Genomic DNA, 12,525 nt, shown 5'->3' on the forward strand with positions numbered 1-12,525 from the left:
TGCCTTGCCTAAATACCAAACAGCCTGCTGCAAATTTAACCTCGAAAGATAAACAGGCCCTAGTAAATTAAGCGCTTAGCGATGCCATATCAATAACAAAGCGGTACCGTACGTCTGATTTTTCCATACGTTCGTATGCTGTATTAATTTCGTCAATGTTGATCATTTCGCACTCAGGTAGCACGTTATTTTCACCACAAAAGTCGAGCATTTGTTGCGTCTGTGCAATACCACCAATAAGTGAGCCTGCAATACGACGGCGACCCATTAATAATGGCACCGTGCTTAGCTCATCTACAGGACCAACTTGGCCTACAATAACTAAAGTACCATCTACATCAAGTAGTGGTGTGTAAATAGATAAATCATGTTTTACAGGTACCGTATCTATAATGACGTCAAAGGCAGATTGCGAGTCTTTCATTTCGTCATCATTAGATGACACTAAGTAGTGCTGAGCACCCAATTTAACCGCATCATCTTTTTTAGACTCACTACGGCCGATTACCGTAACGCTTGCGCCCATTGCAACTGCATTTTTAACGGCCATATGGCCAAGTCCGCCTAGACCAACAACACCAACACGGCTACCTTTTTTTACGCCCCATTTATGAAGTGGCGAGTAAGTAGTAATACCTGCACAAAGTAGCGGTGCTACGCGAGAAAGGTCTAAATTTTCTGGTACGGAAAGTACGAATTCTTCGCGTACAACAACATGTTTAGAATACCCACCTTGGGTCATTTCACCACTAATGCGGTCTTTGCCTGCGTATGTACCAATCATACCTTCGCGGCAAAATTGCTCTTCGTCGTTATCACATTGATCGCAGCTTTGGCACGAATCAACCATACAACCAACAGCAACCGTGTCGCCTTGCTTATATTTTTTAACGTCGCTACCTACCGACATAACTTTACCAACAATTTCGTGCCCAGGTACCAATGGGTAGTCACTGCCACCCCAATCATTTCGTACGGCGTGTAAATCTGAATGGCACACACCACAGTATAAAATTTCAATTTCTACATCGTTATTTCGTAAATCGCGGCGCTCAAAAGAAAATTCTGTCAATTCAGAACCTTGGCTTTTTGCTGCATATCCTACTGTCTTCATAATAACTCCATAGTGGTTAAAAATTTAAATCATCAACAGCATAGTACATAGCCTGTGAATAGAACCTGACAATATAAAATAGGCACAAAAAAAGCCCAAACAGTGTTTGGGCTCAATCATTAGTACTAGGGCGCTAAATTTAGTTATTTTGCAAGTAAGCTGTTTAATTCATTAATAATTGAATGAATTCGCTCTGCATTTTTTCCTAAATCACTACGCCCTACTCGCGACTTACTACGAATATCAACAAAACGTTGGCTGCCTTCATCTTTAATACGAATTACCACATCGTCTTTAAAACCAAACCACGTTGTTGTATCGGTAGCTTCCACAATACCTTTAGCCGTATTTGCACTTACCAATGCAAAGCCAAGATTTTTAACTGCTTGTTCGCTTGCTGTCATTAAATCGGCTTTAGATTGTGCAAAGCTTAACGTTACCAGCTCCGGGTATGCTTTGCGTTGCTGTACTGCCGTTTCTTCACCCGCGTATTCTACTGGGTTAGATGCATTTGCACGTAGTGGTGCAATTGCTACAAATTTTGGTGGATTAACTAAATCAGTTGAAATGTCATGAATTGCCGGTACACCTTCAGCCTTGTTCATCATATTAAGTGGCATAGCAATAGCCACAACCGAAAATACAAGTGCAATAACACCACTGCTTAGCGTTAACGTTTTACGCATAAATAACGCTTGTACTATAAGTAGCACCAATGCAGCGCCACCAGCATAAACGCCAAATTTAAACCCCGTAAACGCAACACCTAATTCTACAATACCAAATTTATACAAAGGCCCTGGCAGTATGACGAGTAAAAAAGCGATTAAACTAACTAAGCTCACTAAAACTTTCATTTTATGATTCCTATATTGTGTGTGATTTTTATTATTAAAACAGATAAGCACTATTAACCAGTAGCTTATACTACTAACAAGTGCTTTTAGATTACTATTAGCGACTAATTACACAAAAAAGTCCAATGTTGTGTGATCAAAGTTACTCAAGTTTGGAAAAATATCAACAAGTTCAGAGCTTGGCACACCAAACCACTGAGCCAATGTGGCAAAGTACTGCTCATTAGCAACACTTGGAATTAAACGCCCGCCACCGGTATCTTGTGGGCCATCCAAATGTTGAGTTAGTAGCTCGCCATATATATTGCCGCCTTTTACTGCGCCGCCCATTACTATTTGGTTTCCTGCCCAACCATGGTCAGTGCCATCGCCATTTGAGGTCAACGTGCGACCAAAATCAGACATAGTAAACGCAGTCACTTTATCTGCCATATCAAGCTCTTTCATCGCGCTATCAAATTCACTTAACCCTTGAGCTAACGTATTTAATAAAGCAGGGTGCGTTGTTAATTGGTTATCGTGCGTATCATACCCCCCCATGGAAACAAAAAACACTTGGCGCTGAGTGCTCAATTTTGCCTGTACGCTAATTGTTTTAGCGACTGCTGCAAATTGCTCACTAAGACTATTATCGCTAAATGGGGTAATAAGTGCAGGCGCGCTTTCTAACGCGCTGTTCATTGCTTGAGTGTTATTTATCGCACTTGTTAAGCCATTGGCATAAGCTGTACTTAACGGATGGCTCGTATTGCCTAGTAAGCGGTTCATAATAGAAGTTACGTGCTCGCTACGAGGTTGATACCCTCCAAACGCGTTAATACTACTAATGCCACTTTTGTTAAGCGCAAATGCATTGCTAGCACTTCCCGTTTGCCATAAATTAGTACCGTCGAGTGATACATTAGCTGCAAACTCATCTTGTAGCTCTAAACGTTCTAAAAGTCGTGCGCCCCACCCGCTATTAAGTGATTGTTTTTCTCGACCATACATCCATGCAGCTTGCTGATCATTATGCGAAAACAAATGCTTAGGCAAACCTATTGTTTTATTTTTATAGTCACTCAATGTTGTGGGAGCGAGTAAAGTACCTACCCCACCTATAAATGCTAAATTTTGAGATTCAAACACATTTTGTATAGGTTCAAGTGAAGGATGAATACCGACTCCACCGGCAAACTGGCTTTTATTGCTTAGCTCAAGTGGGCTCTCTACCGCTAGGTTTTGCCTGCTTTGTTCGTACAAACTCCGTTGCTCGCCTTCAAGCGGAACTAGCATATTTAACGAATCATTCCCCCCGTATAAATACACACACACTAATGCTTTGTAATCACCTAGCTCAACGGCATTAGTCGCTCCAGTTAATGCTTGTAATTGAAGACTCGTTAACGCGGCAGCCGATACACTGCCTTTTACACATAACGACAAAAACTCTCTTCGATTAATGCTCATTATGCGCTCCTAATACTGCACGTTAAATTCAGGTGAAATAGCAATCATATATAATAAATACGAAACCCGTTCACGGTATTGCTCTTCATTAAAATAGGCATCTAAATCAAGTAACGCTTGGCGCGTGTCACTGCTCATTGCGCCTGCAAAATATAACGTGTTGTACTGAGCTAATAGCGCGCTAACACCGTTTTTCTCTAAAACATTCATGTCGTCTTGAACATAAATATAAATACTATTTGAATTTAAATCGCTGCGCGCTTCTGCGGTACTCCAAACTAAACTTGCGTAAAGCGCGTTCATGGTACCAATCAGTGTTGCGTCGTTTGCTATTTGTAATTCTGGCGCAACAATACCTTCATTTCGCAAAGCTGCGGTTTGATAATCAGGCCTAAAAAAGTTAAATACCGAAGCCGATTGCATGGGTCCTTGCCCGTAGCTATTTATTAAATTCCATGTTTTATAATAACCCGCTGGCGATTTAGCATCGAGATTTCGCCAAAACTGTACAGTTTTTAAAATAGGCTCTTTAATTTTACCTTGGTAATTAAGCACTGAGCCAAAATGCCGCGCTTCATCATCTAAATATATAGCCTTTACTACAGCCGCTAAATCGCCGCGTACACCGGCGCCATTATCAATAAATACATTAGCTACTCGTTCAACGTATTGGGGGGTTGGATTTGACGTAATTAATCGCTGAATAAGTTGCTTAGTAATAAATGGCGCAACATTTTGATGATTAAATAAATTATCGAGCGCTATTTGCAATGACTCTTCTGCTGCGTAACCTTGTGGTATAACCTCGCCATTTAGTAAGGTTTTTTGTTTACTAGAATGGTACTCGTCAAATGCTTCCATTGGTTTAATATAATCACGACTTTTACGCTTAAATGTTTCACTATCGGCAAACGTCCAACCAGTAAATACGCGTGCAAACCCCTCTATTTCTACCTGTCCGTAAGTGGCAATGGTATTACCTTGTGCATCAAGCTTGGCGCTGCCATCTAGGTTTAGCTCTTCAAGGCCAATAGTAAATAACTGCATTACTTCACGTGCATAATTTTCGTCTGGGCGAATATTAAGTGTATCGTCTGCTTTTTCGTTACCCAAATGGCTTAAATAAGTTCCCATAATAGGCGAAAGCGTCACATCTTCGAGTAAGTCACGATAATTACCAAAGGCATGCTTTAGTAATAAATCGTAATAAGTGATCATGCCCTCAGGTTGGCCTCTTAAGGCACTTTTCTCATCCGACACCACTAATATTTCACTTAACGCAAACGCAACACGTTGACGAAGTTGATCGTCACTTTGCATTACTGCTTTCCACCATGCATCTATGCGGCTTATGTATTTAAAGTCGTCATCGTCATTTAGCTTTACTAAATAATCACGGTGATAATTAATAGGTAGCGCTATTTGTTTATCAAGCCATTGCTGCTCGCTTAAACCTTGTGCGTTTTGTATTTCACTAAACTTAGGCCCCATTGTTGCTTGGTGTAGTAACCGTGCGGCGCTAATCTCACCCATATTATTGCGCGCTATAAAGCTCAGCGTTTTTACACTGCTTGCTCCTTCATTGTCGGTTGCTGTGACCGAAAAAGCGTAATTAACAGGCTTATAACTTTGCGCATTTAGCAGTGTTACTGAGGTGGTTACTGCCTCTAAAGGCCCGCTAATTAGTTCAGGCCCTTGCGTTTGTTGCCATACAACCGATGTAATAGTGCCGTCTTTATCACTGGCTGTTGCTGTTAGCTCAATTGTTTGGCCCTTACTTAATTCACTAGGAATATCAGCGACTGACAAAATGGGGATTTTATTTCCGTTAACGGTTGGCGTATCATCGGAGCCTGAACCACCGCAAGCGCTTAGTATAAAAACCGTGCTTGCGATCAGAGCAAATTTATAATGCATGTAAAGTCGTCATCATTTGTTAATTAAAGTACGTTAGTGTGTACCGAGTTTGATGCATTTATTGAAACACAAAATTTACAATTTAACTCTTTATTTTTTGTAACCGAATCATGAACGCCCCATTAATAATGCACTAGCTGCAGGGGTAAACAGCCAGAGCTTTATTATTTATGAAAACAGAAATTCGCTATTGTTTTGAATCTTCACAAGTTGCTAACCGGTTTTTACACGAGCTGAAAGACTGGCCGGTTAACGATGTAAAAACACGACTTTTTAATGGCGGCGATAGTGTAAAAGTGACATACGAATACGACGAAAGTGGTTTTGATTACACTTGCGCCGAACTTGACGACCTAGCACAGAGCCATAGCGGGAAAGAGGTTTAAGCGTTTTATAATAAAAAACAGCTGATGCATCTTTAATAATTCACTTGAATTATATAGATTTGATTGATGTTTTATCTCTACCTGAGTTTTTCGCTTCGTAAAGCATTATGTCAGCTTCTTTAATTAGTGATTGCATAGACACATTTTTACTACTTAAGGTTTCTTTTGTAGCAAATACACACCCAGCACTAATTGTTAAATATTCACGTACAGGCGACGCTTCATGAGGTAGATTTAATTCCCTAACCGCCAAAAGCAATTGCTGAGATATATCTACAAACTCTTCATAAGAAAGCTGTTTAAAGAATAATATGAACTCTTCGCCGCCATAGCGCGCCACTGTACCTATGTTTTGCTTAGCTACTTGCTTTAGCTTTTGGGCAAGAGCTTGTAAAACGTTGTCTCCGCCTTGGTGACCATAAAAATCGTTATAATTTTTGAAATGGTCTACATCAAGTAATATTATTCCAAAGGCATTTTTTTGCTGTTGAGCCTGTTCCCATTGCGCCACAATAATTTCGTCAAAGGCACGCCTGTTGTAAATTTGGGTTAACCCATCAATTTTACTTATTTTTTCAAGCTTAAAATTTTGATCTTTAACTTGTTTAATTAATGCATTAAACCCGCTAATTAAAACGCGCATTTCTAAAAATTTATTACTGAATCTCAGAGGCTGTAAATCGTTTTTAACCAACATTGAATTGATAGCGGACGCACCGTTAATAAGTGGTTCAATAAAGTAACGATTTACAATATAGAAACTCAAAAGTGACATTACAAAAAACATTAACAAAATAAGTTTTAAATAGTGATCAAATAAAACTGGCAGTGTTTGATGGTGGTGCTTAATGTTCAAAGCAATAAGTGGATTACCGTTTATATCTAGAATCACCCTTTTCCTTTGAGTGGCAATGTCCTCTCCTTGGAGGCTCCCTTTAAGCGTCGCAATATCGTTTAAAGAACTAGCCTGTTCTATTTGTGAGTAGCTAAGCTCCACTTGTGCAATCTCAGCTAAGGACTTGATCAACGACGGTCTTACTTTTTTTATAAAAACAATACTACCAACAGGCTCACCTGTTTTATCTGTTCGCTTTATTACATGCGATGCAAACATGACAGGGCCGTCCGCTGTTTGCAAAAAACCAGAATGGCTTAAACTGTTGTCGTCTTCAGAGGCTTTTGAATTAGGAATAATTGCGCGGTTTAATTTATTAACCTGTAAATCTAAATCAGGCGCATCAAACTCAGTATGTTTAATATAATCATACGCTTGCCCGTAAACCATATTAAAGTTTATATCGTAAATAAACACACCATCAATTTTGAGAGAGTAGAAGGTGTCACCTACAAAGTTTGAATCTACATATTCTACGTCAAAATCAGCCATGTAATTATAGGTATCATCCCATACGGCGTAGTCATAATTGAGTGTTTCTAAAAATATAAACTCTCTATCAAGCGCAATTTTAAGACTTAATAATTCACGATTTTGATAATCTTCAATACTAGTGTTTATGGTCGGCAGGCTAAAGAAATAGCGGTACCCTACTAATAAACTTGTTACAAAGCACATTAAAATCAAAGTACCTATTATTACAAAAAATCTTAATGTCATAGTCTCTATCTAATCGTGTAAAATTAAGTCAAAGTAGCTTACATTTTTATATTTTAGACTCCCTGTACCTAAACCATAAATAATTAGCTTCTTACTAAAGCGTAGTATAAATTCATGAGCAGGAATAAACAAAGCTTACTATTAAATTTTATAGCGTTAAAACTTTAGCCTTTTCAATAATATATTTAATATAGACATAAAATTATACCAATTCGCTTAATTAAGTGGTCTATTTTGAGGGCGGAAAAACGTGTTAATAGCTAGGCAAAAAATTCGCTATTTAGTTGTTCTAAATGAGAATTTTTTAACGCAGGTAGCGACACGTTTAGCCCCGCAAAATGATTAAGTATTATTGCGGATTGGTATTACACATTTAAAGTAGTACAAAAAGCTGAAATTATTCCACTACAGAAAATTCAACTTTTGATGGAGACGAACTCGCAAGCTCCAGTACTTCGTAATAATTTAAACCATCTATTTTTTTGCCAATAATAAAGTAATTCATTTCCCCCATCATGGTCGGGTCGCCCATAATATCGTCTAAGCTTTGCACGTCAGAAAATTGAATTGCGATTAAAGCGCCTAAAAAACGCATGGAATCTTGAGGCTTTAATGCTTTTAAAACTTTATTAACTCCCACTTGAGTTGTCTCTGGTGTGGAGCCATCAAATCTAAAATCACTTTTTGTACTAACGCATGCACTAAGCATTAATATTGATAGTGCGATAAGTAAATGTTTCATATATATCCTTATTTGTTATTCGTGATACTTGCGGATCATCGCCACTTTACCGTTTTCAACTTCTATTACTTCCATCATTGTGGAGGTGTATTCTATTGGCTGCTTACTTTGCGGGTGAATGCCCTTTGCATGACTCTTATAACGAATAGCAAAGCCTGTATCGTTAAATACAAATGTATTAAGCAGTGTGCTTTCAAACAATGTGTGCGCACCTAAGTAAAAACTCATACCTTTGCGCATTTGCTTTTTACCATCTGGAGTACGTGAGTCATCCGGTTGATACGGAATATGCTGATTGCCAATATCATCGGTTAACAAGATAAGCCTCAAGCTCTTTAGCACCTGCGTTAGGTGCTTGTGTTGCGGTCATGGCGTTGTAATAACTTTGTGCAAACAACTTTAGGTCTAACGTCTCATCGGCACGGGCTGTAAAGCTAAAAAATATAATTAATAGAAAGCTTAGCTTGCACTTCATAACGATTACTTTTAAAAAAGTATTTTTACTAAAACGACTAAATTTATTAATACATTAATTTTTTAGCGCAGCTTTTCTTGCAAGTTCTTTTATATCTTCATCGATATTGTCATCAAAAGACATTGAATAAATTCTCCAACCTTCTTTCACTTTAAAAAATTGAAATTCAAAACGAATAGGCTGCCTATCGTAGGTTACTAGGTAGGTTACATGAACAAAAAGCTCCCCAACTTTATAATCAGAAACCTTATTAATGAAATTAATTTCACCAACAAGATCATCAAGTGAGGATAGCTGTGTTTTTATCTGTTTTACCTGATCAGGTATCGACGACACATATTTATTACTTGCGTAAATGGAATCAACAGCATCGCTTATTTTTTCATCAGAGTACAATTCAAAAAATTTATCAACTTCTTCTTGGTAATTGTTAGCACTGACACCCGATGAGAGTAGAAGTAAAGCAGCAAATATTATTTTCATTTTTAACATTCCTTATTGTTTCTAATATAAAAACACACTATTTAAAGTAAATAAAGTTATAAAATACGGCAAATTACATTTTGCTCTTTACTCTATTTGTTGCAACGCTGTTGGCAGGGTCGTCTGGCCAAAAATGCTTAGGGTAACGACCTTTCATTTCCTTTTGCACATCGCGGTAACTGCTAGCCCAAAAGTGGGCTAAATCTTGAGTAAGTTGCAGTGAGCGTTTACCTGGCGATAGCAACTCCATAAGCAGTTTCAGTTTACCGTTGGCAAGCATAGGCGTACTGGTCAAGCCGTAAACTTCTTGCATACGCACGCTTAGCTTTGCGGGGCCATCAAGCTGGTATTCTATTTTTATATTTGAGCCACTTGGCACCGTTAAGCGCAGTGGTAACAGTGCTTTTAAAGCGGTTTGTTGTTGCCAATCAAAACAGTTTTGTAATGCTTCAAAGTAGTTAAACTTTTTAAGCTGCGTGAGCGTTTTAATATCTTCTAAAAACACGCTTAGCCACTGCGCTGCATTTTGAATGAGTTGTTGCTCATTTGTTTTTGGGAATTTATCAGGCATTAAATTACTTGCTAAGCTCATACGTATCAGCAATTGCTGCGCATCAGGTTGCTCGTTAAATAATGCAAAACCGTGTTTAGCAAATAAGTTTAGCCACGCTTTAGCGCGCTCGCTCTTATCTAGTTTTTGTTTACTAGGCTGGCTGGTGAGCGTTATAGCCCCGAGTTTCACTTCATCTTGATGAATAAAACGTGCTGATTTTTCGTCAAACTCACAACGAGTAAGTTCACTAAATAAATGCGGTAAAAATTCTTGTAACTCAAATGTGTTAAGCGCAGTGGCTGTAAATATACGCCCTCCTTTGTGCCCGCCCATGGTTGCTATAGCTAAGTAATCGTCGTTGTGCCAGTAATCGGCATTTAACTCAGCACCTGCACCATTGGCAAGTAGGTAACCATTACCGCGTTTTTTAGCGATGCGATCGGGGTATGCCAATGCCACTAGCAAACTAATATAATGCGTATTTAATTCGCTGTTTTCGTCTTTTACTTTTAAGCGGCTTTGCCAATATTTTAACTGTTGTTTAAATACCGGATGCGGACGTTGCTGTTGGCTATGCAGCGCTAAACTCAACTCGTTTGCACTGTTTACTCGGCTCTCAAGTAATGCCACTAAATAAATAGCGAGCCTAAAAATACCAGGGAGTTGGTCATCAAGTATTTGCGCTTTTAGTAGCATATGCGCCAAACGAATATCAGCACCAAAACCTAACATTTTACTGCCAAGCGGTGTGAGCTTACCTTTGCTATCAATAGCTTCTAGTATGTTAAGCAGGTTACTTGCTTGCTCGCCTTGTTGCTCAGTGGGCTTATCGAGCAAGGTTAGCTCATCAGTACTGGCTCCCCACTGCTTTGCCTCAAGCATAAGTTGGCTTATGTCTGATGTGAGTATTTCGGGATTGTCGTGGCTATTACGTCTCTCAAAGGTTTGCTTTGAGCCAATTCGATAAACAATGCCCGGCTCTATTCGCCCTGCACGCCCTGCACGCTGCACAGCAGACGAGCGCGATATACTTTGTGTTGTGAGCTCAGTGACCCCTGTTTTTAAATTAAAGGTAGCTGCACGGCGCTTGCCGCTGTCAATTACAATGCGTATGCCTTCAATAGTTAAACTGGTTTCGGCTACATTGGTGGTAAGCACTACTTTGCGCATGCCGTTTGGTGCAGGAGCAATAGCAGCTTGCTGATTGGCTTTATCTTGCTCGCCAAATAGCGTTGCTACTATGCAGTTACTGGGTAAATCGCTAAGTGCTTGTTGCACGCGTAGTATTTCAAATTGTCCAGGTAAAAATACCAATGCGCTACCTGTTTGCTCATTAAGTGCTTGTTTTATTATGGTAGGAATTGCATCAAGCCAACGGCTTTCATCTTTTATGGGTATGTATATTTCGTCTATTGGGTAGCTGCGACCGCTTGATTGAATTACAGGGCAGTCAAAAAACGCTGTATAACGCTCAGTATCAAGAGTTGCCGACATAAGCATAATGGTTAAATCTTCACGCAGCGCACTTTGGGTCTCGAGCGCAAAGGCAAGTGAGGTATCGGCTGCAATTGAACGCTCATGAAATTCATCAAATATCAGTAAATCAATATCGCTTAATTCGGGGTCGTTTTGCAACATGCGCGTTAGCATGCCTTCGGTAACTATTTCAAGACGCGTATTAGCGCTTACTTTACTCTCGCCCCTAATCCGCAAGCCCACACTTTGCCCAACACTCTCGTTTTGGCACTTTGCTAGGTAGCTGGCTATATTACGAGCAGCTAAACGGCGAGGCTCTAGCATTACAATACGTTTAAAATGCCCATCGCGCATTAGTTGCAGCGGCAACCACGTAGATTTACCCGCACCAGGCGGCGCTTGTAATAACGTAATAGGATTACTTTGTAATGTAGTAACGAGTTGTTGATATATGTCTTGAACCGGCAGCACAGCTATTTACCCTAAATTGCTTTGCAGGCATTGTAACAAAAAACCGCAGCGACACCGCGGTAGATGTTTATTAATAATTGCTATTAACTACCCGACACCATTCTAATTCGATCTGCAGGCACTCGTAATTGCTGCATTAAGTAAATTTTAAATGAGGCTTCGTAAGGTTGCTTATCAACCGCTTTTTGCATGCATAAAAGCCATGCATCACTTTGCTCAATTCCTACATGTAAATGTTTGTGCGCTTGAGGAATGTTAATACTGCCAAAATGTTCAGCGTATAATTTAGGACCACCTAACCAGCCCGACAAAAAATAAGCGAGCTTTTTTCGCGATGCCGATAAGTCTTTTGAATGCATACTCCTTATATTTTCAGCCTCTTTTAAAGCGTCCATATTATCGTAAAACGCATTCACCAATTGTGTAATACCTGCTAACTCACCTGCCATTTTGTATGAGCAGTCACCCACTCCATATTCACACGTCTTAGTATTCATAACTCACTCAGCTTAACTACTTTGTTTAATACCTGCATATTAGCTTAAAACAAAAATTTAAGAATGAGTTACATCAAAGCGGCGTAACTTATGTCAGCAATAATTACAGGCTGCTATGTATATTTTTTAATAAAAAGCTCAATATTAAAAACAAAATCGCTCAACATAAAAATATAACCAACTGATAATAAAAACAATAAAATCATTATTATTCATTGGTACAAGGCTTGCTACTTTATAACTGACAGTTAATTCACTAACCTAAAGTAAGGATAAACTTATGAACAGCGATCGTATCGAAGGTAATTGGAAAGAACTTAAAGGTAAGGCTCAACAAAAATGGGGCGATCTTACCAACGACGATTTAGATAAAATTGAAGGTAGCCGTACAGAGCTAGTTGGTAAAATCCAGCAGCAATACGGTAAATCTAAAGAAGAAGCAGAGCGTGAAGTTGATGAGTTTGAAAAAGGTCGTTAAGCCGCGTTAACC

At 39.2% G+C, this 12,525-nt stretch carries 11 protein-coding genes and 1 pseudogene; 2 read left to right on the forward strand and 10 right to left on the reverse strand.

Annotation, left to right across the window (positions count from 1 at the left end; all coding sequences use genetic code 11):
- Nucleotides 1-67: 67 nt before the first annotated feature.
- The 4 genes from AAEY68_RS10670 to AAEY68_RS10685 all read right to left on the reverse strand — a co-directional run bounded on the left by AAEY68_RS10670 (nt 68) and on the right by AAEY68_RS10685 (nt 5,337).
- Entirely contained in the window at nt 68-1,114 is a 1,047-nt protein-coding gene (locus tag AAEY68_RS10670) for an NAD(P)-dependent alcohol dehydrogenase (RefSeq protein ID WP_165726575.1), read from the reverse strand.
- A gap of 143 nt (nt 1,115-1,257) precedes the next feature.
- Complete coding sequence (locus AAEY68_RS10675) at nt 1,258-1,971, reverse strand: DUF1499 domain-containing protein (RefSeq protein WP_024593537.1); 714 nt, start codon at nt 1,969-1,971, stop codon at nt 1,258-1,260.
- A 108-nt stretch (nt 1,972-2,079) separates the two neighbouring features.
- Nucleotides 2,080-3,420, reverse strand: a complete 1,341-nt coding sequence (locus AAEY68_RS10680; RefSeq protein WP_024593536.1) for a DUF1501 domain-containing protein — start codon at nt 3,418-3,420, stop codon at nt 2,080-2,082.
- 9 nt (nt 3,421-3,429) lie between these two features.
- Entirely contained in the window at nt 3,430-5,337 is a 1,908-nt protein-coding gene (locus AAEY68_RS10685) for a DUF1800 domain-containing protein (protein ID WP_350585906.1), read from the reverse strand.
- Nucleotides 5,338-5,507: 170 nt separating this feature from the next.
- Here AAEY68_RS10685 and AAEY68_RS10690 point away from each other — a divergent pair, with 170 nt between their 5' ends.
- Complete coding sequence (locus AAEY68_RS10690) at nt 5,508-5,723, forward strand: hypothetical protein (RefSeq protein WP_024593535.1); 216 nt, start codon at nt 5,508-5,510, stop codon at nt 5,721-5,723.
- A 49-nt stretch (nt 5,724-5,772) separates the two neighbouring features.
- Here the strand turns inward: AAEY68_RS10690 and AAEY68_RS10695 are convergent, their stop codons facing one another.
- The 6 genes and pseudogenes from AAEY68_RS10695 to AAEY68_RS10720 form a co-directional block, all read right to left on the reverse strand.
- Nucleotides 5,773-7,338 carry a diguanylate cyclase domain-containing protein gene (locus AAEY68_RS10695; protein WP_350585908.1) on the reverse strand — a complete coding sequence of 522 codons (1,566 nt, stop codon included), beginning with the start codon at nt 7,336-7,338 and terminating at the stop codon, nt 5,773-5,775.
- A 397-nt stretch (nt 7,339-7,735) separates the two neighbouring features.
- A complete protein-coding gene (locus AAEY68_RS10700) occupies nt 7,736-8,080 on the reverse strand; it encodes a DUF6694 family lipoprotein (RefSeq protein WP_024593533.1) in 345 nt (114 codons plus the stop codon).
- 15 nt (nt 8,081-8,095) lie between these two features.
- A pseudogene (locus AAEY68_RS10705) lies at nt 8,096-8,555 on the reverse strand (nuclear transport factor 2-like protein).
- A 54-nt stretch (nt 8,556-8,609) separates the two neighbouring features.
- The gene (locus AAEY68_RS10710; protein ID WP_024593532.1) at nt 8,610-9,038 is read right to left on the reverse strand and encodes a hypothetical protein; all 429 of its coding nucleotides are present in this window, start codon (nt 9,036-9,038) and stop codon (nt 8,610-8,612) included.
- A 73-nt stretch (nt 9,039-9,111) separates the two neighbouring features.
- Nucleotides 9,112-11,538 (reverse strand): ATP-dependent helicase HrpB, encoded by a 2,427-nt coding sequence (gene hrpB / locus AAEY68_RS10715; RefSeq protein WP_350585909.1) that lies wholly within the window; start codon nt 11,536-11,538, stop codon nt 9,112-9,114.
- Nucleotides 11,539-11,621: 83 nt separating this feature from the next.
- Nucleotides 11,622-12,035 carry a group II truncated hemoglobin gene (locus tag AAEY68_RS10720; RefSeq protein ID WP_024593530.1) on the reverse strand — a complete coding sequence of 138 codons (414 nt, stop codon included), beginning with the start codon at nt 12,033-12,035 and terminating at the stop codon, nt 11,622-11,624.
- Between the two features lie 280 nt (nt 12,036-12,315).
- Between AAEY68_RS10720 and AAEY68_RS10725 the strand changes: the two genes are divergently transcribed.
- On the forward strand, nt 12,316-12,513 hold the full coding sequence (locus tag AAEY68_RS10725; protein WP_007581220.1) for a CsbD family protein: 198 nt from the start codon (nt 12,316-12,318) through the stop codon (nt 12,511-12,513).
- Nucleotides 12,514-12,525 lie beyond the last annotated feature (12 nt).

This window comes from Pseudoalteromonas sp. RB2-MNA-CIBAN-0110 (assembly GCF_040309305.1).
GTDB lineage: Bacteria > Pseudomonadota > Gammaproteobacteria > Enterobacterales > Alteromonadaceae > Pseudoalteromonas > Pseudoalteromonas arctica.